Source organism: Pseudoflavonifractor phocaeensis, from assembly GCF_021531815.1.
Lineage (GTDB): Bacteria > Bacillota > Clostridia > Oscillospirales > Oscillospiraceae > Lawsonibacter > Lawsonibacter phocaeensis_A.
In genome coordinates this window covers 73,892-98,635 of record NZ_JADYUM010000002.1, presented here as the reverse complement: position 1 = coordinate 98,635, position 24,744 = coordinate 73,892, and the positions used below count along the sequence as shown (strand labels likewise).

General features: G+C 60.5%; 11 protein-coding genes. 3 read left to right on the top strand and 8 right to left on the bottom strand.

Annotated elements, in window-relative coordinates:
• The first annotated feature begins 143 nt into the window (after positions 1 to 143).
• Both I6E42_RS01735 and I6E42_RS01730 read left to right on the top strand, forming a co-directional pair.
• Complete coding sequence (locus I6E42_RS01735; RefSeq protein WP_235370123.1) at positions 144 to 752, top strand: TetR/AcrR family transcriptional regulator; 609 nt, start codon at positions 144 to 146, stop codon at positions 750 to 752.
• Positions 749 to 10,399 (top strand): S-layer homology domain-containing protein, encoded by a 9,651-nt coding sequence (locus tag I6E42_RS01730; RefSeq protein ID WP_235370122.1) that lies wholly within the window; start codon positions 749 to 751, stop codon positions 10,397 to 10,399. Before I6E42_RS01735 ends, I6E42_RS01730 begins: the two co-directional genes overlap by 4 nt.
• Before the next feature lie 332 nt (positions 10,400 to 10,731).
• Here I6E42_RS01730 and I6E42_RS01725 read toward each other — a convergent pair whose 3' ends face one another.
• From I6E42_RS01725 to I6E42_RS01690, 8 genes are all read right to left on the bottom strand, one after another.
• Positions 10,732 to 17,502 carry an S-layer homology domain-containing protein gene (locus tag I6E42_RS01725; protein WP_235370121.1) on the bottom strand — a complete coding sequence of 2,257 codons (6,771 nt, stop codon included), beginning with the start codon at positions 17,500 to 17,502 and terminating at the stop codon, positions 10,732 to 10,734.
• Between the two features lie 169 nt (positions 17,503 to 17,671).
• Positions 17,672 to 19,558: an RNA polymerase sigma factor gene (locus tag I6E42_RS01720; RefSeq protein ID WP_235370216.1), complete on the bottom strand. Its 1,887-nt coding sequence runs from the start codon at positions 19,556 to 19,558 to the stop codon at positions 17,672 to 17,674.
• 188 nt (positions 19,559 to 19,746) lie between these two features.
• A complete protein-coding gene (locus I6E42_RS01715; RefSeq protein WP_235370120.1) occupies positions 19,747 to 20,160 on the bottom strand; it encodes a CD1247 N-terminal domain-containing protein in 414 nt (137 codons plus the stop codon).
• A gap of 184 nt (positions 20,161 to 20,344) precedes the next feature.
• The gene (gene efp / locus I6E42_RS01710; RefSeq protein WP_235370215.1) at positions 20,345 to 20,908 is read right to left on the bottom strand and encodes an elongation factor P; all 564 of its coding nucleotides are present in this window, start codon (positions 20,906 to 20,908) and stop codon (positions 20,345 to 20,347) included.
• A gap of 122 nt (positions 20,909 to 21,030) precedes the next feature.
• On the bottom strand, positions 21,031 to 22,095 hold the full coding sequence (locus I6E42_RS01705) for an aminopeptidase P family protein (RefSeq protein ID WP_235370119.1): 1,065 nt from the start codon (positions 22,093 to 22,095) through the stop codon (positions 21,031 to 21,033).
• Between the two features lie 28 nt (positions 22,096 to 22,123).
• The gene (locus I6E42_RS01700) at positions 22,124 to 22,315 is read right to left on the bottom strand and encodes a DUF6199 family natural product biosynthesis protein (protein ID WP_235370118.1); all 192 of its coding nucleotides are present in this window, start codon (positions 22,313 to 22,315) and stop codon (positions 22,124 to 22,126) included.
• 23 nt (positions 22,316 to 22,338) lie between these two features.
• Complete coding sequence (locus I6E42_RS01695; RefSeq protein ID WP_235370117.1) at positions 22,339 to 23,205, bottom strand: TIM barrel protein; 867 nt, start codon at positions 23,203 to 23,205, stop codon at positions 22,339 to 22,341.
• A complete protein-coding gene (locus tag I6E42_RS01690) occupies positions 23,202 to 23,708 on the bottom strand; it encodes a YqeG family HAD IIIA-type phosphatase (RefSeq protein WP_235370116.1) in 507 nt (168 codons plus the stop codon). The genes I6E42_RS01695 and I6E42_RS01690 overlap by 4 nt, the downstream gene beginning before the upstream one ends.
• A gap of 184 nt (positions 23,709 to 23,892) precedes the next feature.
• Between I6E42_RS01690 and I6E42_RS01685 the strand changes: the two genes are divergently transcribed.
• Entirely contained in the window at positions 23,893 to 24,696 is an 804-nt protein-coding gene (locus tag I6E42_RS01685) for a hypothetical protein (protein WP_235370115.1), read from the top strand.
• The last annotated feature ends 48 nt before the right edge of the window (positions 24,697 to 24,744 follow it).

Here is a 24,744-nt window from a genome sequence, read left to right as displayed (position 1 = left end):
CGACAGGCGAGGTAATATCGCAGGAACGACTGCCGGACTGCTGAAAAAATATCCAGCAGATACCGTACAGACCTGTTGATTTTTCCGGATGGATGTACTATACTTTATTTCGAACGAACGCTTTGAATGAAAGGGGCGATTCGATGGCGAATTACACGCAAGAACAGTGGAACGCCAAAAAAATTGAGCTTATGGAAAAATGCTATAACGGTTTTGCCGAACTGGGACTTCACGGCACCGGTATTCGCACCCTGGCGAAGCATTGCGGATATAACACGACGATGATTTATACCTATTTCAAGGACCTGGATGACCTGATCATCCAGTCCACCGAATACTGCATGAGCAAGGTAGAAGATGACTTTATGGCAAAAGCCCCCGCGGATGTGGAGGACTTGTGGCGGTTTCTTGACGAGATACCCTACTGGACGTCGGAAAAGCACGGGAAGAAATACCGCCTGATGTATCAGGTGTACACCCACCCGAAATACAGGGAATACGGAAAGAAATTCTTTGCGGGGGTCGATCAGCGCTATACCGAGTACGCAAAAGGCCTGGAGGGCAAGCTGGGGATCCCCTATCAAAAGATCACGCCGCTGATCTTCATTCTGATTCGGGCTTGCGTACATTACGCGCTGTTCGAGGACGAGTTCTATATGAGATCCCAGATAGAAACGCTGAAAGAAACGCTGGAATTATTTGTGATGAAATATAACCCGAAAGCAATTTCCAAAGGAGGACGAAACAAATGAAAAAACGGATTTTGAGCCTGTTGCTTGTGGTCTGCATGCTGGTGGGGCTTCTGCCGACAACCGCTTTCGCGGTGGAGTCGGATGAGGCGGCCCAGCAGTTCGCCCTCTATATGTCCGAGCTTGGACTGGTGGACGACAGCGGCCAGCTGATCCAGGACAACACCTTCACCGTGGAAGACGGCACCAAGCTGGACAGTCTGGACGCTCTGCTGGACTGGCTGGACGCGTGTGAGGAGGACGACATGGACACCCTCATCACCGTGGACGCCACCAGAAAGACCGTCACGGCGGATCTACTCCTTCAGGCCATCTCGGTGGAGAGCCAGGTGGGTATGGTGGCCAATACGCTGAGCCTGCTGGCCACCGACACCTCGACCACCAGCGCCTCGACCGTCGACGTTTCGGCTCACAGCCTGCGTCTGGTTCAGAAGATCAGCGCAGACGGGGATATCGTCACCTTCCAGGTGGGCGTTTCCAAATCGGTGAACGGCGATTTTGTCCCCGCGCCCCATGATATCCAGATCCAGTCCGGCCTGTTTGTGAACCGCATCGATAATAGCTATGACCAGGTTGCTGTCGCTGGCACAAAGTACATCCCCGTCAACGGCTATGGCACTGCCACTCTGGCCAAGGGTGAAACCTACATCGAGTACAAGCTGGACTTGGAGAAGCTGCGCTATTATTTTAATGGTTTTGACACCACGTACAACCCCTGGGGTGACGGCACGCACGTCTTGGGCGAAAACGGCCACTGGCTGGGGTATGAAAAGGCCCTGTTCCAGAGCCGCGTATTCTCCGGCGCGCCGGAGCAGTCCGTCCAGAATTATTTCCTGTTTGCCCCCTTCTTCGGCATCTCGGAGGTGCTGACAAATGTGCGGGGAGACTACAATAGTGGGAATGGAAACTACAAGGTTGCTGACACCACCAACCGCGCGCCGGTGGTCTTTTCCTTCGCAGAGGGCACAAATTATGTAACTACGATCGGAGACAAGAACTATTTCTCCTTTACTCCCTCCAACTTTACGGTGACCGATGCCAGTGGCGACGGAACCTCTACATATCCTCTGAACAACCTTTTCAAGGGCGCCTGGCATCTGGGCGCCGGCGACGCCGACCACAGCGTCATCATCAAGGATGCCTATGCCCTCCTGAAGGTGGACAACGACGATAACGATGAATACTTTGCTTATGAAACGTATGTCAATGTCAACCCCGAGGAAGTGGTTCTAACCCCACGCAACTTTGACCTGTATTGGAATGAGAAGGGCATTCTGACCAAGGCTGCCAAAGGAACCTCGCTGTATCAGTACAGCGGAACCGGAACCAAAGCCAGCATGGCGAAACAGATCGCCGCCGCCGTCAGCGGCAGCTGGTATTACGATGAAACAGACAAAGACATGAAAGCCATCTATGACGCCCTTTACAATGAGGCGTCTGCCGACGATTTCGCCAACAACAAGGGCAACCTGGACAATCGCCGCATCGGTCTGTACTTTTCCAACCTGAAGATCCCCACTTATTCCAGCAGTTGGTTTGACAATCCGTTCCCCACGCTGGCCTTTGAGACCAACAGCCTGAAGACCCCCCTGACCTTTGCCACCGACGGTAATATCATCATAGCCGACACCACCGCTCCAACGGTCAAGAACATCTACATTCAGTCCTGGGATAAGACCTTCCGTCCCGGCGACGTGATCCCCATCCTCGTGGAATTCTCAGAGCCGGTGGAGGGCAACTATATCCTGTACAATGGTACAACACAGATCGCCAGCTCCTCCGCCAACATCGAGAATTATTACGGCACCGTAACGACTAATAACTGGAGCACTTACTCCAATCTGTATGTGTGCTATTATACCGTGCAGCCCGGCGACACCGGCATCCGTGTATCGAATGTAAGCGCCGGCCAGGGGAACAGTAGCGCCATGGATACCTCTGTAAACTACTTTTCCAATGTGACCTTCGACAAGCCCTACACCTTTAAGGATTGTATCCGCAAAGCCTCTGTGAAGGAAACCATCGATTCCGTCTCCGCCACGGTGGATCAGGACGACCCCACCCAAATGACCGTGACGGTAGGTCTGAAAGACAACGACCTGACCGAACAGCTTTGGGGCAACTGGAAGGTGGCAGCAGCGAACAAGAAGCCCTTCACCCTCTCCGTCATCCTCAACGGGAACGAGAGCACGAAGTACAGCGAAGCCGTTCTTCAGCAGGACGGCATTAGCGTGGTCTACAACATTGACCTGCCCGCTCTGGCCGAGGGCACCAAGGACTACACCGTGGAGCTGTACGTGGAAGAAAGCGACACCAGCACAAACGCGAAATACTACGGTGCCTACGCCACCTGCACCCAAAAGGCCATCGTGAAGGCTGATGAAAACGCTTACACCATCAGCGCCGACCAATGGCCCTCCGGCACGGACAACGTGGTCTTCAAGCAGGATCAGACCTACCCCATCTTCTCCGCTGCTACCGGCACCCAGACGGACCACACCTACAAGGGGACCGACCAATTCTATTGGAAATCCAGCGACGAGAGCGTGTTCACCGTCTCCTACCAGGGCACGGTAAACAACCTGCAAAGCGCCTCCACCGTTACCATCGCCCCCAAGAAGGAGGGCACCGCCACCCTGACCCTCTGGTCCAAAAACGGCGGCTCCGTCGGGGAGTCGCAGGCTTCCAACGCCATTGAGATCACCGTGAAGGACGACAAGCGGCCCACCCTCCTGCTGCCCAGCAACGCCAACACCTTCTTCGCCCGGAAGGACACCGACCTGACCTTCTCCTTCACCTCCAATCTGGGCACGGAGTATTCCGACGGCGACGACAGCCGCATCACCTGGACGCTGTATGAGCTGAGTGAGAACGGCGAGCCCACCGCCCTTTGGACGGACAAGCTTACCCGCGACAAGACCGAAGTCACCGTCCCCGGCAAGTATCTGACCACCATCTCCAAGGGGGACACCCCCGGCTATCGCGTGACCCTCACCTCCACGGCCAGCTACTACGGTGAGACCAGACCTCTGAGCACCGATGCCTACATCGTGGTGCGCTCCCAGCCCGCCAAGGTCACGCTTCCCTGGACCAAAGCGCCCCTGCTCACCAGCGACAAGACACTGGGCATCACCTGGACGTTGGATAACTGGGATACCACCAACCTCGCCACCTGCGGCTTTGACTTCCGGGTGGAGAAAAACGGCGAGATCTTCAAGGATAGCCACATCACCGACGTGAGCGAGGAAACCAGCGGCAGCTACACCCTCGTCCCCGACACGCCCTCCGGCCTGAAGGACGAGTACGTCGTCATGGTCAAGGCGAAAAATGCCTCCGACCCCACCTGGAGCACCGCCTCCGTCATCGTCACCGTCTACCGCAGCGGCGCGCTGGATCTGGTGGTGGGCGGCAAGAAGGTGGACGAGATCACCCTGAAAAACCAGGTCGCCGAGACCGCCACCTCCACCGACCCCTCGATCACCAACTATGACGGAACGACCTTTGACGGCCTGACCTCCGCGCAGGCCATCGCCGCCCTGCGCGGCCAGCTGGGCCTGATGGAGAGCATCAGCATCAACTACGGGGACTACGACTGGAACTATGTCAACGACATGTTCCAGTGGAGCACCACGGAGAGCGCCCAGAACGCCAACATCACCGACACCGCCAAAAAGCTTCAGGAGATCGTATCCATCAATTACCGCCAGGGCAGCTATTACGAGCCGCTGGAGAATTTCAGCTATCTCTACTACATCCCCAAGGCGCTGATGATGCTGTGCGGCCTGTCGGAGGGCTCCACCACCGTCACCGCCCAGCACGCCAGCCTCCCCAGCCTGTCCTCCAGCGTGACGGTCAACGTGGAGATGCTGAAAAACAAGCTCTACCTCTTCCAGTTTACCCCCGCGGTACAGACCACCGTCTCCTATGAGGACGGCAAAGGCAACACCCACACCGTCGTCAGCAATTCGGACGGCTCTCTGGCCCTGTACGAGCCCAACGGTATCGCCTCTGACCTGCGCTGCGCCAGCACCGAGGACGGCAAGATCTACCGGGGCACCGCCAGTATGCTGGGAGACACCTACAACGTCAACCTGAAAAGCGGCGAGGGCAACGGCGTCTTTGACGAGCTGTACCCCCTGAACGCCGTGGAGCTGCGCCCCGCCGCCTCCATGGAGCTGACCATCTTCAAGCCCGACGGCACCCCCCTGTCCAACGCCAATGTGACCCTGCGGGGCGGCGTGTACCGCAATCTGGACCAGGTGACGGACGCTTCCCAGCGGGACACCGCCTACTGCTACGACGCCAAGTTCTCCAAGACCAGCACCGGCACCGCCAGCCTGGACGGCAAGGTGGACCAGGTCTTTAAAACCGATGACAACGGCGTTCTGCAGGTGTATATGGACAGCACCCAGTTCTTCAGCCAGCAGGATCCGAGCAATAAGCTGGACCAGAACGATCTCTTCCGCTTCGTCTTTGAGCTGCGCTTTGAAAATGACGAATACCAGCCCGAGCTGGTGGAGTTCGACACCCAGATGACCCATGCGGACGTGGTCCGCTCCGGCGGCAATCTGCTGACGCTGACAGCGGCCAGCGAGGTCAAGCCGGTGATCGCCACCCAGACGGTGGATTATTACACCGGCCGGGAGATCAATGTGCGCCGCCACACCGGCGTGGTGGGCCCCAGCGCCGATTACACCACTGTGCGCCTGTCCACCCGGCTGATGCTCTGGGGCATGGAGCAGGTATCCACCCAGGACACCGGGTATTCCTTCGATGTCCGCGCCCAGGAGACGGCGGTGAAGCTCTCCGGCCAGACCCACGCCAACGCCCACACCGCCTCCTATCCCTTCTCCTCCATCCCCCTGCTGGAAAATGTCACCCTCATCAGCACTGACAGCTTCGGGGACTTCAAGGCGACTACCCGCATCCCCATGGAACTGGTGCTCTACAACGGCAGCGGAGCCATGGAGCGCACCCTGACCCTGTCCTTCGGCCTCATCGACATGACGGCGGTGGAAAAGGTTTCCGAGTCCGAGTCCGTCATCGGCCTGATGTCCCGGCTGACCCTCGCCGGGTCCAGCGTCTACCCCAAACTTGACAACACGGTCCTGAAGATAGCCGACGACCTCATCGACGCCCTCAGCCTGTTGGAAGGGGTCGGGGCCAAGCTGGGACTGATCCGCACCGTCCTCATGCCCACGGAGGACCCCACCATCTTCTCCGCCTACGTCTGGACGGGATACGACACCACCCTCATGTCCGACCTGCGCTATGACGAGCGCGGCGTCTATGTGGAACCGGCCCATGTGGTACAGGATCTGGAGCAGGTCTCCTTCGCCGGGTTCACCGTCGGCGACTATAAGGCCATGTCCGACGGCACCTATTTCGAACGCCTGCAGGAGGACAACACCGCCCTGGCCACCCGGCTGTTTGGCACAGGCAAAGTGATGCAGGGCTGGATGACCGCCGAGATCTGCTATAACTTCGACGAGGGCCGGTGGGAGGTCCTCACCACCGGCGGGGCGATGCGCTTCGGCAAGGAGATCGAATTGGCCATCGTGAAGCAGAGGTTCAAGCCCATTCTCTATAACTACAGCGTTACCCTTCGCGGCGGCCTGGTGGTCACGCTGGAGACCGCCATCCGCTATGCTGAGGCACTGGGCAGCGGTCAGGGCACCACGGAAATGATCCAGGCCATCAACGACTATCTCACCTCCATCCGCGTCAACGCCTTCATCGAGCTTTACGGCGGCCTTGGCATTGACAAGTACGGCATTGCTTTCACCGCTGGCGCTTACGGCGACGTGGAACTGAACACCGAAAGTCTCATTCTGAGCCGGGGAGATGAATCGGACAGCAGCTACGGCGATTTCGTCCAGCTGGACGGCAAGATCGGCCTGCGGGAGAAGATCGGCGTCGGCTCCATGGTGCTGAAATTCGACCTCGTCTCCATCACCGTGGGCGACCAATGGCCGCTGCGTAAATGGGACGAGATCACCGAATCCTGGGCCAACAACCAAAGCGGCTACAAAACCGGCTGGATCGATGGAAAGAACACCCAGATCAGCCCCTACAGCACCCAGTCTCTGGACCGCCAGGTAGTCGTTGCCACCAGCGGCGGCGAGGTCCGGGTACAGAGCCGTGAGTACCTCGAAGAGGGCGATCGCATCTGGTTGGGCGGAGACAGCGGAATTTCCCTCATGAGTCTGGACAACCCGAATAAGCTCAAAGCAATCGAAACCAACTCCTACCCCTTCTCCATGCCCATGATCTTGGATGACGGCGGCATGCTGGTCTACCTCTCCGACGCAGACAGTACTGACGTGGAGGATGTGGAGGTGCGCTATTCCCTGGCAGACGGCGGCTCCTTCCCCGACGGCACCGCCATCTCCAGCCCCGCCGGCTTTGACGGCTATGGCGACAGCGACCTGGACCTTGACGGCGATCGTGGCCACGCCGCCGCCATCTGGCTGCGGCAGAGCGCCCACCTGGATCTCAGCCCCAACGCCATTGTCACCCAGGAACAGCAGCTTGCCCTCACCCGCGGTCTGGAGGTAGTGGCCTCCATCTGGAACGGCTCTGAGTGGGCTACCACCCGCCTGACCGAAAACGCCACCCAGGAGCTCACCCCCATTATCGCCATCAGCGCCGACGGCTCCAAGGCCGTGGCGGCCTGGCGCTCGGTGCAGCAGGGCGACAGTCTGCTGACCTTCACCGAGAACCGCATCCTGTTCAAGATCTACAAAAACGGTAACTGGAGCCAGGAGACCTACACGCTCTACAACGGCAGTTCCGGCAGTGTCAGCAGTATGTCCATTGAGATGATCAATGACACCGCCCTCGTCGCCTACACGGTGGAGGATACCGATGACGGCGCGGCAGACACCGAGATCTATTACGCCCTGGTGAACACCGGCACTGCCGGCAATGCAGAGGATGCCGTCAAGACTGTCCGGGTCACCACCAACGACTATACCGATGCCGATCCCCAGCTCACCACCGCCGGCGACCGCTTCGTGCTGGGCTGGTATCGGGAGCCGGATGACCAGGGCGATATCGGCCTGCTGACCATCGACACAAACGGCGCACCCCACAACGACCTGCCCGCCTCCCTCAGCGACATGGTCTCCACCGAGTCCTTCAACGGCAAGTTTGCCTTTGTCAAGGGCGCGGACAGCCTGGATGAGCTGTCCCTGCTGTGGGACGATGCCAATACCGGCGACGCGGACAACGACGTGATCCGCGCCATCAAGTTCAGCAACTTCGGCAGTGTGGAAGAACCCAGCTACGGCGCTTCCGCCGCCGTGGAGGTGGCCGCCCTGCTCGACAACACCCATCTGAATTCTATCGATGCCTATACCGAGAGGGGCACCGATGTCCGGGCGGTGCTCCAGGGCACTACCTACTCCGAAATCATTGCGGATGATCCCAATACCGAAGTCGAAGAGGAGGATGATCCTACTACCTATGAGGAGGTCGAGTACACCTACACCGTCAATGGCGAGGAACAGACCTTCACAGCCATGGTCCCCAAGGAGACTGTGAACCTCTTCAGCGCTTCTGAGACCTACGCCGACAAGGTGGAGGTCATCGGCACCAATGTGGACTACACCACTCTGGCCGCCAACAGCTATATCCCCGTCACCTTCACCGTCAGCAACCAGGGCATCCACGCCATCGACAGCATCAGCGTGACCCTGGGCGGCCAGACGCAGACCTTCAGCGGCCAGACCCTGCTGCCCGGCCGGAGCAAGGCCCTCTCCGTGGTGGTCAAAACCGGCAGCGTCATCGATGATCTGGGCTACACCGTCACCGCCGGATTTAGAGACGGCGAAACAAAAACGGCCACCGGCACCGTCCATCTGGATTACCCCGATGTGGGCATCTCCACCCTGACCGTGACCGGCGAGCAGGACGGCCACCGCACCTTCCTGGCCACCCTGTATAACCAGTCCGCCGCCGCGCTGAACAAGTCCGGCCGCCGGGTGGTGCTGGGTGTATACACCGACCCCAGCTGCTCCACCCGCATCAACGGCAAGTATTTCGAGGACGGCACTGCGGATACGGGCTATGAGGTCACGATCAACGGCTCGGAAGACCTGAGCAGGATCGACAGCGCCGGCTTTGCAAAGGAGCTTGACTTTAACATCGCCTCCTACATGGAGGACGCTGGGCTGACCGAGATCCCCGACTCCGGCGTGACCCTGTTCGTCAAGGCCCGCGTGGAGCGGCATCTGCCGGACGGCAGCTGGGCGGAAATGCCTGAGGCCGACACCCAGAACAACCAGAAGAGCATCACCTTCCACAGCCTGCTGGCGCGCAGTGGCAACGCCAGCGTGACCACGTCGGTGGAGCTGACCAACGCCAATGGCACTTCCGCCGCCAACGTCCAGCTCCGCAGCCATACGCTCCAGCCCAGCAGCAGCGGCGGCTATCTGCTGGCCGCTCTCCTGGACAACAGCGGTCAGCTGCTGGAGACCCAGAGCATCGGCAATGTATCGCTTGCGTGCGAGGAGATCCGCACCATCCCTGTCGCCTTCTCCCAGAGCGGTTCCCGCGTGGTCCTGCGCTACGGCGAGGCGGAGTCGGGCGGCAGCAGCTTCTCCAATGCCAATGCGGCCAGCATCACCATCGACGGCCTGCCTCTTACGATCGGCAGTTTCGACGAGAATGACAGCGCTGTGGTAGAGAATGTATCCCCCGGTCAGTATCTGCTCACCGTGATTCCTGAGGGTGGCGGAGCCACCGTCACTGTGAATGGTGAACCTGCGGAAAACCGCATGATGGCTATCTCCGGCGGCTACGTCCTTCGGACTGTCACTGTGACCATCACAGCGGCAGACGATTCCACTACCCGCACCTACACGATCTATTTGACCCCAGATCCTTCCCAGGCCTCCGGTTCTGACTATTACACGCTGAATTTTGAGACTAACGGCGGCAGTAAAATTTCGGCACTGCAAAAGAAGTCTGGCGCTACCGTTGACCTCACTGCTTCCACGCCCACACGCAGCGGGTACATCTTTACTGGTTGGTATGCGGACAAGGCTCTGACCGAAAAGATCACAAAAGTGACTCTCACCGGCAACATCACCGTATATGCCGGTTGGCAGGAAGCTGCGGCGTCGTCCTTCAGCGATATACCGAAAGGCAGCTACTATGAGGAGGCAGTGAACTGGGCCGTTGAGCAGGGCATCACCGCTGGCACTTCCGCCACTACCTTCTCTCCCGATGCCACCTGTACCCGCGCTCAGGCCGTCACCTTCCTGTGGCGCGCCGCCGGCAGCCCCGCTCCGCAGAGCCACGCGATGTCCTTCACCGACGTGGCCGAGGGCAGCTACTATCACGACGCGGTTCTGTGGGCCGTGGAGAATGGCGTCACCGCCGGTACTTCCGCCACCACTTTCAGCCCTGACGCCAAGTGCACCCGCGCGCAGATCGTCACCTTCCTGTGGCGCGCCCAGGAGTCTCCCGTTGCTGACCGAGTGAATCCCTTCACCGATGTAGCGGCTGACGCCTACTACAACAGCGCGGTCGTTTGGGCTGTGGAGAAGGAGATTACCGCCGGCACTTCCGCTACCACCTTCAGCCCTGATAGCGACTGCACCCGCGCCCAGATCGTGACGTTCCTGTATCGCTGCATGAAGTAAGACAAAACCCAATCAGAACTCAATAAACCAGCGGGGCGGCGGTGTTGCGCCGCCGCCCCAGTTCCGTAATACACGGAACTGAATATCCATGCGCATTTACAATGGGGCTGGCTAGAATGGAAACGCTTCCTGCCCCAGCTCAGACATCATAAGCGGCGGTCAGCATTTCAGAACGCTGACCGCCGCTTATTGATGAAAAGACCGAACATGAGGCCTATTGCCGTGAAAAGCGCCGTAAATCCGGCGATGACGAGGCGCAAATATCAGTTCTACTATATAAAATAAACGCATCCACCTGCTTCGCTGGTGGATGCGTTTATTCATTTGGTGCCTTACTTCACACAGTGGTACAGGAAGGTCACGATCTGGGCCCGGGTGCAGTCGCTATCAGGGCTGAAGGTGGTAGCGGAAGTGCCAGCGGTAATGCCGTTCTCCACAGCCCAAAGCACCGCGCCGGCGTAGTAAGCGTTACCCGCCACGTCAGTGAAGGAATACACGCCGTCAGCAGTGGGAGACTTCTGGGCGCGCCACAGGAAGGTGACGATCTGGGCCCGGGTGCAGGTGGCATTCGGGCTGAAGGTGGTAGCGCTGGTGCCGCTTGTGATCCCTTGCTCCACAGCCCACAGTACCGCGTCATAGTAGTAAGCGTCAGCCTTCACGTCAGCAAAGGGGTTGGCACCCGCCTTGGGAGCCGGGGACCCGGCAGCCCGCCACAGGAAGGTGACGGCCTGGGCGCGGGTACAGGCTGCATCGGGGCTGAAAGTGGTGGCCGCAGTACCGGAGGTGATACCTTTGCCTACAGCCCAGGTCACGGCGTCAGCGTAGTAAGTATCGCCGGCCACATCGGTGAACGGGTTTTCGCCGCTCTTTTCCATCCACTTGGCATAGACCGTCATGTTCTTGGTCAGCTTGACGGAGGTGATCTTATCCGTCAGCGTTACGTCTGCATACCAGCCGTCAAAGTCATATCCGGTCCTGGTGGGAACATATCCGGTCAGGTCGATGGTAGTGCCGCTGGTCTTGGACACACCGGTGATCTTACTGCCGCCATTGGTGTCAAAGGTCAGGGTGTAGGTGGAGGAGCCTCCACCGCCACCGGAGCTGTTCTCGGTGTAGGTGGCGGTCAGTTCCACTGTCCCGGTGGGCATGGTGAAGGTGGTCTCCGCCGCCTTGGCGTCGGCCAGCGTGACGCTGCCGTCCACGATCTCCCACCCGGTGAAGGTGTAGCCGCTCTTGCTGTCGGCCTTGACGGTGACGGTCTCACCCACGGCATAGAGGCCGGAGCCGGAACCGCCGTCCACGATGACGGCAGGATCACCGCTGACGAACAGCGCGTAGTTGGAGAAGTGGTTGGTGTTGAACGTAACCTGCTGTGTCACAGGGCCATAGGTAGCCCGGACGTAGGTGACGCTGCCGTCGTCGGACAGATAGCAGACCACGATGTACTTGCCCTCGGGGACTGCTCCGGTGAAGGGGACGGTCACTTCCACATTGCCACCCAACTCATGCAGTTCCGTGGTGGTACCGTCGGTGTGAGTGATGACCAGGGATACCTCCACGATGACGGCGCTCTGGCTGATGCTGTTCAGCGCCCCCTTCTGGAGGTCGGTCAGGTCGTTTTCCTCCACAGCGGTGAGCTTTACGGCCACAGTGTCCTTGCCGTCGGCAACAGCGCTGGCCACGGTGTCCAGCACCGCGCCGCTCATGGAGATGGATGCGTCCTCCGTGGCGATGGTCAGACTGTCGGCCTTGCCGCTCTCACTGAGGGCTTCCACCAGGCTGCCTGGCAGCGCCAGTTCGTCCACATTTTCCACGCCGCCCAGGTTTACGGACACGTCGCCGTCGGCGTTGGCCACGATGTCGGCCAGCTCGTCCTCCGTGACGATAATCTCGGCCTTGCCGTCCTCCACAGTGACGGATACGTCGGTGTTGTCCACCACAATGGTCCGCTCAATGGTCAGGGCGCCATAGGTGTACGCGCTGTCGGTCTGAATGTTATCGCTGGCCGTCAGGGAGGCCCGGACCTGGTATTCACCGGCCTTGGAGGGCAGGGAAGTTGTCCAGGCGCTATCCACAAAATACTCAACCTCGATCTGAGCGGTGGCGTCCTGCGGGGCGATGGAAGTGGTCACGGAAGTAATGTCGTCGTCCCGCTGGGCCAGATTGCCCAGGGTAATGGTGTACGCCGTGGCCTTGCTGACGGTCAGGGTGCCAGGAGCAAAAGAAATGTCGTAGTTCTTGGCGGTCAGGCCCGATACCCTGATGGCGTAGGTGCCGGCCTTGCCGTACTGTTCATAGGTGTAGGTGTAGGAAGGGGTCCCGTTGACAACGCTCTCGGTGTCAGTGTTCTTCAGGCCGTCGGCAGTCCAGCCGTTGCCCACGGGAGTCTGACCGTAGGTGATGGTATGATTGTTGGCGGTGACGGTCAGGGACGCCTTGTTGATGATCAGGGTGTAGCTGGCGGAGGTCTCGGCGTACTTTCCGGGGACCGCCGCGGCGGTGGCGGTAATGGTGGCCGTACCGGCCCCCACGATGGCAGCTTTGCCGTTGGCGTCCACGGTGGCGACACCGGTGTCGCTGCTGGAATAGGTCAGCGCGCCGCCGCCCACGGTCTTATTGTCGGCGGTATTTATCACATTGGTTCTGCTACCATAGGTCCAGGTGATGGTATCTTCGATGGTCCAGCTCACGTTCTGCTTCGGCAGCTTGGAGATGACCTCGGTATCCACAGCGTCACAGCGGGAGCAGTCGCGGTGCCGGGAGCCGTCCTCGGTGCCGGTGGCCTCTTTGTCAACCACCCACTCGCCCCAGTCATGGCCCAGGGCATCCACGTAGTCGTCCACATAGCTGTCGCCGCAGCGGGAGCAGGTGTAAGTAGTGTAGCCCTGCTCTGTGCAGGTGGGATCGGTCACCACAGCGACATAGTTGTGCCCCAGGGCCGCGATCTCACGGGTCTCCGTCTCGCCGCACACCTGACAGGTGCGGGTCTCCACCCCCGCCTCGGTGCAGGTGGCCTCCTTGGTCACGGTCCATTCGCCCCAGTCGTGATTCTCGCAGGGCTCCGCGCCGAAGGTGATGGCGGTCAGGCCGTTGGAGGCGTAGCCGCCGGAGACGATGATCTCATCCACATCCTCAGCCACATAGGTCGCCGCGTAGAGGGCCACACCGTTGAGCGTCTGCACCGTCTCCAGGAATTTCGCCCCGGAAGGCGTGACAGGAACGGTGACATTGGGTGCAAAGTGGGTGCTGTCGGCGGCTCTGTTGGAGACGTCATCCCACCGGATGGCGATGGTGGAACCGTACAGCTCGCCCTCGGCGACCAGCTTCAGCGTGCCGCCGGTGACGGTGAAATCGCCGCCGCCATACTGCAAAATACTGCTGAAAGACAGGGCCACTGGCGCCGTGACGGTGGTAGTGCCGCCGGTGACGGTCAGATCACCGGTCTTGATTCCGTAATCCTCGCTGGTGATATTCATAGTGCCGCCGCTGATGGTGATGTCCGCATCCAATCCGCCCATGGTCCCGGAGAGGGTCACATTTGCCGTTCCCTCCACCGTGATGTCCGTGCAGGGCAGAGAGGCCGCAGTCAGGGCGCCGCCGCTGAGCTTCACACTGCTGGCGGCCTCAATCACGCGATTCGCCGTCATGGTACCGCTGGTCTGGACCAGATCATCGCACCGGATGGAGTAATGATTGTTCTCGTCGTTGTCCAGGGTCAGGGCGCCGCCGCTCTGGCGGAGGGTCCCGGCCATGAGACCCGCGTAACCGCTCCGGGTGCAGCCGGAGCCGATGGACACGGAACCGGCGGTGATATCCAGGGTGCCGCCCACATCCAAGGTGGCGGCGGCACAGTATACATACCCGGCAGTGTTGTCGTAGTAATTGAGATAGCCGCCCACCGCCGCCGTGAGATTCAGTTTCCCGGCGATGGAGGCGTCGCCGCCCACCTTCATCTCGCCGCCCATGATAGTGGGGCCGTTGGACACGGTCAGGTCGCCGTCCACCTGGAAGGGCATCTGATGGTTCGGGGCGGTGGACAAACCGGAGGTGCTGGTATACTGGAACGTGCCGAAATTCAGGTACCGCAGGAACGAGGTGCCTGCAACGGTCATATCCCCGGTGACATACACCGCACCGCCCAGGACCATGATCTCCTCAGACTTTTCGTCGTACTCCGCTCCGTCGGCAGTGCCGGGCAGAATGTTCAGGTAGGAGTTCAGCTGCACGTTCACCGGGCCGTCGGCGTAAATGCCGAAGGCGGGGATGGCGGTGCTGTAGTAGGTGGTGACGGCCACACCGGGCACCACGGAGATGGTGCTGCCGCCGCTGACTACGATGTTCAGCGATTCCTCACCCTTGTAATAGATGCCCGCCCGGGGGTCGGTGGCCGAATCCGTGAGGGGGATGGTGTAGTACTTGGTAATGGAGGCCCCGTTCAGGGTCAGGGTGTTGGAGGCTGCGTCATAGGTTGCGCCCTCCACCGTACTGCTGCCATTGACCATATCCACGCCGTCCACGTACAGGACCACGTCGCCGGGGGTCACGGAGCCTGCCACGGCGCCGCAGACGGTGCATATGCCGTCCTCGCCCCAGGTGTGGGTCTCGCAGGGCTCCACGCCGAAGACGATGGTGGTCAGACCGTTGGTGGGCCAGCCATTGAGGTCCGAATCGATGTCCAATGCGGTGACACCGCTGCCCACATAGGTCGCGGCATATGCCGTGAAATCATAGCCGCTGCTTGTATAATCCAGGGAACCCTCCAGGTACTGGATCTCCGCCGGATTGGTTTTGACGGTGACGGTCCGGGTCACCGCAGGCAGGCCGCTGCCGCCCTGCCAGATGACACCGCCCCTGGCGCCGGCCACCTTCAGATAGCCGCCGGTGACGGAGAAGTCGCCGAGATCCGCCTCGTCGGCGGCGGCAAAGAAGATGCCGCAGCCCGGGTTGCCCGCCAGCTCCGCGTGGCCGCCGGAGAACTCCACGCTGCCGGTCATGACATACAGAGCCATGTTGCAGGGATACTCGTCGTCGGTGGAGGTAGCGGAGGCGGTCAGGGTGCCGCCGGTCATCCGGAACACGCCGGTTGAATTGTAGCTGCCCACCTGGATACCCGCGAAGGGCCCCGCGGCGTTGACGACGGCGTTGTCCGCGATGGTCACGCCCTGATAGCCGGCGATGGCGCTGCTGCTGACGTCCGTGACGGTCAGTTTGGCGTTTCCCGATACGGACACCACTCCGCCGAACCGGACGCCATCGCCGTGGGCGGTGACCGACCCGTCGCCGGACAGGGAGAAGCTGCCGGTGGTGGACACAAAACTGCTAGTCTCATAGGCCGACTGGATGCCGCCCTCCGCCGTCACAGTACCGCCAGAGATGTTGGCGTCGCCGGAGAGCGCAATGATGCCCTTCAGGCTGGTGTTGGAGCTGCTGGCCTCCGCGGTCAGGGTGCCGCCGGTGACGTTCAGATCGGCGGCGGAGAGCTGGTTGGTGGTGAGGGTCCCGCCGGACAGGGTGACATCCCCCGGAGCGGTGAGGCTGTTGATGGCCGCGTCACCGCCGGACACCGTGACGTTCTCAGCGGTGACGGTGCCGGATGTGAGGGCGCCCGCCTCCACCTGCACACTGCTGCCCTTGAGGGTGGTGATCTGGGCGTCGCCGCTGCCGTCCACGAGGGTCAGGCCGTCCGCCTGGGCGGAACCGGCCCGGAACGCAGCGGTGCCGGTCACATGGAGGGTGTCCCCGGCGTAGACCTGCACAGGCGCGGCGTTGGAGGCGGAATTATAGGTCCAGTCGTCCAGCTCCACAGCCGGTTCAAACTGAAAGGCAGCGAGCCGCCCATTCACATTGGCCGATCCACCCACGGTCAGGGAATCCGTCACGTGGATGGATTGGGCGTAGACGTAGGCCTCCTGTTCCTTTGTATCGAAAATGGCGTCGTCTTCGGTGATGGTTCCGCTGCCGAAGGCCAGGGACCCGCCGCTGTCGGATTCCACGTCCACGCTGCCGTCGGCGTAAATGCCTACGGCGGCAATGTAGCTGCCAAGCTCCGCGTCCCCGTCGCGGCTGGGATAGAGGACGATGGTGCTTTCGCCGGTCAGCAGGATCTTCAGCGTCTTCTCACCCTGGTAGTAGATGCCCGCCCGGATGGCGGAGACGTTGTCGGCGATGCTGTCGTCAGCCTCGTGATAGTCGAGAATGGTGGCATCGGTGAGGGTCAGGGTGTTGCTGGCGGCGTCATAGACCGCGCCGTCCGCCGTGCCGCTCTTGACCATATCCACGCCGCCCACATACAGGACCACGTCGGTGGCAGGGTTTTCCGGGTCCGTCGGGGCTGCCTCTGCACCACCGTTGATATGGATAACATTGGAGTACACAGAGCTGCCGGCGGTGTAGAGGTCCTGCGGATTTACCTTCAGTCGGATGTCATAGCTGGCGTTCAGGAAATCCAGTTCCTCGTGATACTGCCATCCGGGCCAGAAGTCGAACCGGTTGCTGCCCCAGCACTCGGTATCCTGCCAGGTAGTGCCGTCGGTACTGAACTGCCACTGGCCCCTGGCGTAGTATACCGGATATTCCCCGTCATCGCTGAAAGTGGCCTTGCCGTACAGCCGGGCGTTCGTGCTCTCGGAAGTATAGTTGATGTTTTCTGCCGCGGGCTGCGTACCCTCGGAATCCGTGTAAAGCGTTACACTGGTGACTTCGGGCAGTGTGTCGGGAATTTTCTCCATCACTGCCGTCAGTGTGTAATCCGTTGATATATTGCTGAAGGACAATGTGCCGTATGTGCCGTTGACAAAGCCTTTTGTAGAGTCTGCATCGTTCAGCGTTACAGACCCGATACGGTAGCCGTCCTGAATATTGGTGATTTCAAAAATAATCCAGCTGCCGGACGGTACCAAAGCACTCTGGCCATTTCCGCTGACAAACACGGTTGGGTTCTCACTGCTTTGCGTGTTGCCGTCAATGACACGGATGCTACAGAGACTCTCGTCATAGTTCAGCGATAGAGTGACCTGCCCTGTGTCCGCCGCCAGCGCGGTGGTGGGCAGCAGTCCCACCAGCAGGCACACTGTCAGCAGGACAGCCCATATTCGTTTCCTCATGGCTTGTTTCCTCCTTGTACTTACACGGTTTTTCGGAGGAATGCGCTGCAGGCTCCGTCGGCGTAGTATCCTCCATCTATTATATTCGCAGCCAGGTGGACATTTGGGGACAAAAAATCTGAAAATTTTTTCAAAAAGGAAAGCGGCCCCGTTCGGGACCGCTTTCGCGCTATGGTGTCACTTCAAATTCCAGTTCAAAGGGGCCTTCGCAGCGGATGCAGATGGGGTCAAACTGTCCGTCGGAGGGATAATACTCCACCCGGCCGAAGTTATGGTTCTTCAGAGCGGTATCATCCGCGTAATACCGCATGACCAACTCTCCGCTCTCCTCATCCAGCTCGCCGTAGGAGCAGGCATATCTGCCTTGGATGGCATTTTCACCCCCAATGAAGTATTCCAGCAGTTCCCGGACGGCGACCCAGGGATAAACAGATATGGGGTCGTCACTGGGCGTATGGGTCACGGTCATCCGCTCATCCTCCATCTCACAGAGCATCCTGATCTCCCAGGCATGGCTGTAATTCGTGAGCGGATCGATGAGGCTGTCATCCCGGCGGACGGAGATGGTGCGCATGGTGCCGCCGGGGATCTGGATGGGCTTGTCCGAGAAGGTACAATCCTCCAGGTTCCAGACAAGACCGTCTCCCTCCTCCGGGTAGCAAACCAGGTACACATAAGGCAGCGACAGGGTGTAGGTCCCCGGCGCGATGCCGGTGAAGGTATAGGTGCAGTAATCGGGCTGCTGCTGCCAGTTCAGCTGTGTCTCGCCCAGGAACTCGTTCCCCGCATCGTCCACAATGGTCAGCGGCGGCGCACTGCCCGCTGGCATGCTGACATCGTAGTACTCCCTCAGCGGCACAGCGGACCACTCCGTGGTCCCGTTGGAGAGGGGGTAGAGGTCCAGAGACAGGGTATCCCCCTCCAGCCGGCTGTCCAGCATGACGCCGCCGGCGGCCTCGTCGTACAAAACGGCATAACCGTCCAGCTCCTCCGGCTCCGCCGGGATCAGGGCAAAGGGTACCGCAATGTCCCCGTAAGTCTCCCCGTCGCATCGGATGTCCGACAGATACAGCGTCAGCTCCTGCCGCTGGCCACTCCGGAAGGCGGAAAGGGATTTCCCGGTCAGCCAACAGACGCGGTCTCCTTCCACCGAAAACTCAGAAGAATCCCAGGGGGCGCTGCCGTACCCGGAGGATGTGGAACAATCCAGAACCGCCCCGGCTCCATCCCGGAGGTTGTCTGCGAAGGACAGCCTGCGCAAGGTGGGTGTGCCGTTTTCATCTCTCTCCGGCAGCACATAGGACGTCTTGTCCATATCCAGCCGGTAATGGACGGCCAGACGCCCGTCAAACATGGACGCCCTGGCGATCTCCACCGTGAACAGGCCCTCTTGATACGTGACCGGCTCCTCCAGCACATAGCAGATCCCGTTGGGGTCGGCGGTGACGCCGTACCCCGGGAGAACGCCCAGATGCCGCAGCAGCTGGATGACGCCGCAGGCCGCCAGGATCAGCAGTGCCGCGATGATGAGGATGGTCAGCAGGAGCTTGCGCAGCTGCTTGATGCTGCGGGTGTGCCGCTTTTTTACCGTTTCATAGGGGATATGTAACGTCTCCGCGATCTCCGAAATGGACATGCCGCCGTAGTATTTCATGCGGATGATCTGCCGGTCGGTATCGCTGAGCTGGGAGATGGCCTGCTCCAGCTCCGCCGTTGTATCAGGACAGGATTGCTCCGTTTCCGCCCCGTCCTCCGGCAGCGTCAGTTCCTTCCGCTGCTTCCGGTACCGGGAGATGGCCCGGTTCCGGGCGATGGTGCCGATCCAGGAGGCGAAGCTGCCCTTCTCCTGAGAGAACTCCGCCCGGTGGAGGTAGACCTCCGTAAAGACGTCGTTGACACACTCCTTCACGTCCTCCGGGTCGGTGAGGTATTTGCCCGCCACATGGCAAACCAGCGCCGTGTACTGCTCCACTAGGGCCTCCATGGCCCGGTCCGGCTCTGTGTCCAGCCGGGCCAGCAGGCCGGCGTCAGGTTCCGTGAAATGATCGGTCCGCATCACTCATGCTCCCTCCCATAAACTTCATAACGCCGATTTTACAGGAATATCTTTCCTTTCGTCAAGAAAAGATTGTACCTGACAGAGCCTTCTTTCTGATTTCCTGCGTTTGGCTCCGGTCCGGGAAACAAAAAGGAGCCTGATCATAAGATCAGGCTCCTTTTGCCATCATACAGCAGGGATCAGAGTTACTCATCCTCGTCCGCTTCCACGGTATCATCGCTCAGATCCAGAGAGTACTTGGTGCCGCAGTTGGGGCACTGGATAAAGCCCTCAGCCAGGGCCTCATCATCGATGACCAGAGGCTCCTCACAGGTGGGGCACTCCACCTCGAACCAGTCGTCGTCGTAGTCCTCCTCGTCTTCGTCCTCATCCTCGTCCTCATAGACAATGGACTCCACGTCGGCCAGGTCGTCGGACAACACGTCGATCTCCTCGCCCAGCGCCAGAGAGTTCTCCTCCAGGTCCTCGATAGACAGCCCGATCTCCTCCAGGATGCCGATCATCACAGAGATCAGCTTGCCCTCTTTGGACTTCTCGGTATCCAGGTTCAGCCCTTCGGCCAGCCCCTTCAGATAAGCGACTTTTTCAGAAATGGTCATAATGCTTCCCTTTCCGAGGCATTGCCTCACATACAGGATTTTAGCGATGTTATCACGCCTTGCCTGTTCGCGACGCGGTTCTAAGTCGTACGACTGCGCGAAAACCCATCTGGGGCCCGCGGCCCCTCCTTGGGCTTTTCGCTGCGCTCCCGCCTTAGCCCGCTGCTCACAACGGCTCGGACGCTTAGCCCTTACAGCGCTCCAGATACTCGCCAGTGCGGGTGTCGATCTTGATCTTGTCGCCGGGGTTGATGAACAGGGGCACCTTGATCTCGGCGCCGGTCTCCAGAATGGCGGGCTTGGTCACGTTGGTGGCGGTGTCGCCCTTGAAGCCGGGATCGGTCTCAGTGACTTCCAAATCCACAAAGTTGGGGGGCTCCACGCCGAAGACGCTACCCTTGTAGGACATGACCTTGCAGCTCATGTTCTCCTTGACGAATTTGAAGCTGTCGCCCAGCAGGTCCTTGCTGATGGGCAGCATGTCGAAACTCTCCATATCCATGAAGTAGTACAGGTCGCCGTCGTTGTAGCTGTACTCCATGTCCTTGCGCTCCACGAAAGCCTGCTCGAACTTGGCGGTGGGGTTGAAGGAGGTCTCGGTCACGCCGCCGGTGATGATATTCTTCATCTTGGTGCGGACGAAAGCAGCGCCCTTACCGGGCTTAACATGCTGGAACTCCACGACCTGCATGACCTTGCCGTCCATCTCAAAGGTCACACCGTTGCGGAAATCGCTGGCGGAAATCATTGGCATAGGAATCATCCTCCACTATATTTATATATAAGCTGATTTATTTTACCCCATTTTCCTCTCTTTGACAAGGGGGTTTCCGAGGGAATTCCGGGGAATTGTCCGTTAAATTTTATGGATCATAATACGATCAGGTGCTTGGGGGAACGGGTAATGTCCTCGCAGCCCCCCTCCTTCAGAACAAGCACATCCTCAATGCGCACGCCGAACCGTCCGGGCAGATAGATCCCCGGCTCGGCGGAGATGACCGCGCCGGCGGGCAGAACAGCGCTCTCGCCGGGGCTGGCGTTGGGAGCTTCATGGATGTCGATGCCCAGAGAGTGACCGAAGCTGTGGGTGAAACAGTCCCCATAGCCCGCTTCCTCAATGACCCGGCGCCCGGCGGCGTCCACCTCCCGGCCCGTCACACCGGCCCGGGCGGCATTGATGCCCGCCTTCTGGGCGGCGAGAACGGTGGAATAGACCTGCTCCATCTCCTCAGTGGGCTGACCCAGGGCCACGGTGCGGGTCATGTCGGAGCAATAGCCCTCCAGAACGCAGCCAAAGTCCATGGTAATGAACATCCCGGTGTCCACCACCTGGTCGCTGGGGACGGCGTGGGGCATGGAGCCGTTGGCTCCTGAGGCCACGATGGGGTCGAAGGACACCCGCTCTCCACCCCGGATCATCATTTCATAGACCAGGCGGGCGGCAATCTCCCGCTCCGTCATGCCCGGGCGGATAAAGCTCAAGATCGCCTTGAATGCCTCGTCGGTAATCTGCTGGGCCCGGCGCATCACCTCCAGTTCCTCCGGGTCTTTGGCCGCGCGCAGGGAATCCAGCAGGGGCTGGGCGGGGGTGAGGATGCAGGGCAGCTCCTGGGCGTACCGCCGGTGGGCATCCACCGTCATGGCGCCGCTTTCAAAGCCCACGTTGTGCAGGCCCTTCTCCTCGATGTAAGCCCGGGCCTGGGCCAGGTGGCCGCTGCCCGCCGATACCAGGGACACCTCCGCCCCGGTGACCTTCTCCCGGGCGGCCTCGATGTACCGGCCGTCGGTGGTGTAGCGCGCCCCATCCCGGGTGACCAGGAGCAAGCCCTCCCCGTGGAAACCAAGGGCGTAGCGCTCCCCGGACTGGCTGGTGATGAGCATGGCGTCCAGGCCGTATTCCGGCAGCCGGGCCGCGATCTGTTCAATGTGATTCATGGACAACAAAACTCCTTATCTGGTTGGATCAAATGAAGAAACAAAGCGCCCCGAAAATGACCAGGGCCACGCCGCCGATCCGGCTGATGAGCAGGTCCCGCTGAGTGGGCTGTGCGTGCCGCTTGCGCCCCCCGTGGGCATACTTCCAGAGAAATTGGGGGCAAACCGCCTCCAGAAGCCCAACGGCGATCAAAACCACGCCGAAAATGACCTTATCCATAACGTCCTCCGTTTCCAAGCGCTTCACCGCGGATTTGCGGCATACTCCTGATAAACTCTCTTCATGGTCAGCGCATCCTCCGCCTGGGTCCCTGCCGATTCGCAGATAAAGGTGGGATTCCACCCCCGGCGGGCCACCTCAGCGGCCAGAGGAGCCCAGTCTGGGCCATAGCCGTCGTCGTTATCAAAAGTCCGGTGGCACTTCTCGCCCCCGTTGGGCGTGAATTGAATATGGGAGAAGTGACTATGGAAGGCGGAGGCACGCTCTCCTCCCAGCACTTCCTCCACCCGGTCCAGCATCCGTGCCATGGCCTCGGGGCCATCCGCCGCCCCCAGGGAGCGGGCGTACAGGTGGCCGAAGTCGATGCAGGGCACCAGTCGCCCGTCCAGGGTACATAGCTCCAGCACCTCGTCCAGGTCCCCCAATTGGTTGATCTTGCCCATGGTCTCGGGGCACAGGGTCATGTGGCCGAAGCCCTGATCGTCACAGGCGGCGATGACCTCCCGCAGGGATTTTTTGGCGATGTCCTGCGCCTCCCGGCGGGTCCGCTTCATCAGGGCCCCCGAATGAATGACGACCCGGCCCGCCCCCATCTGGCTCGCCACCAGACAGGCCCCGGTGATATAGCCGGTGGTCTTTTTCAGAGCCTCCGGGTCGGGATTGGCCAGGTTGATGAAATACGGGGCGTGGAGGGACAGGGTGATCCCCGCCGCTTTGGCGTTCTCCCCCACCTTGCGGGCAGTCTCCTCCCCCACGTGGACACCCTTGCCACACTGGTACTCGTAGCAGTCCAGGCCAAGATCCGCGATCCACCGGGGCGCGGCCAGAGAGGACTTGTGCACTTGGGAAAAACTGTCGGAATTGCCGGCGGGACCGAATTTCGCGCTCATAGGAAGGGCCTCCTTCTGCCCAGGGCCCGGAAGGGGGTCTCCACGGCGTACCGGATGTACCGTCCCGGGTTGCCCGCCAGACGGATGGGCTCCACCAGCAGGGGGACCACCCCCGCGCGATTGGCCCCAAGGACGTCGGTGAAGATCTGGTCCCCCACCATGACCGTCTCCTCCGGCTTCACACCCATGCGCTCCATGGCCTTGTAATAGCCGCCCCGTCTGGGTTTGCCCGAATGGCCCTGGTAGGGGATGTCCAGGGCTTCCGCAAAGAGCCGGGCCCGGTTAGGCTTACGGCTGTTGGACAGCAGGAACAGGCGGATGCCCGCCCGGTCCAGGGCCTGCTTCCAGGCCACCACCTCAGCGGCGGGCCTGGGTACTTTATAGGGGGCCAGGGTGTTGTCCAGATCGGCCAGCACCAGCCGGATCCCTTTGGCCGCCAGAGCCTCGGGCTCCAGAGCGGTCACCGAGGGGTAGACCCCCTGTGGAATCAGAGAAAAGGGCACGCAGGTGTCCTCCTTCGTTCTAAATATGCCGCACGCCGAATAATTTTTAGTGCGTGCGCCGGATGGGCCTATGCCCAGTTCCGTTGGTCCGCAGACAGACAGGAGACGATCAAAGACATTCCTCTCTTGCCGGGCGGATTCTATCATACCACGTTTGGAAAAATTGGACAAGGGGGAGCCGTTCATGTCTCAAGATACCTTTTATATTCCCGTCCCGCCCCAACAGCTCCGGGCCCTCCAGGGCTGGGACGTCATCCCGGCCCACCTGGCCTACCGGATAGGCCGCGGGCCCCACCTGTTCCGCTCCGGAAGCTCTGTTCCTTTAAAGGGCGGACTGATGGTGCTGGATGACCGGGGCTTTGACGGTCTGGGCGCCGCGGGGTCTTTCTGCCAGGAGGTGGTCCGGGAGTGCGCGGCCCGGAATTTTTCCGGGGCTGTGCTGGACTTTGAGCGGCGTATGCCCCCCCTGGAAAAAATGGCCGCCCAGCTGGACAGTCTCTTCGCCCGGCGAAACTGGACGCTGCTCGTCCCGGAAACCTATGGGCACTGCGCCCCTCAGGCCAAGGTGGTGATCCCCTCCGCCCTGTCCGGGGGCTCGCTGGCCCTCCGGCTGCAGGAGGCCGGCGAGCGCTTCGGCCGTGACCGGGTGGCCCTTTCCCTCCAGTTGACGGCAGAGGACTTCTTTCTCCCCTCCCCCTCGGGCAGCGGCGTCCCGCTGACCCGCGGGGAGCTGCGGGAACGGCTGGACCGGATGCGCCCATCGGTGTTCTTCTCCCACGAGCTCTGCGCCCGCTATTTCACCTATATGAGCCGGGACAGTGGGGCCCACTTCGTCCTCTTTGATGACGGAGACACCCTGTGCCGCAAACTGGAGGTGGCCCGCCGCGCGGGCGTCCACACCTTTTTGGCCCCCTGGGCGGACGTGGAGGACTACGCCGCCCAGTTGGGCCTGAAGCGGCTTCCTCCCTCCGGAAAGAAAGCGCTCTGACAGACGCCGGCCTCAGACCCACCGGTCTGCGGCCGGTGTTTCGTTTTC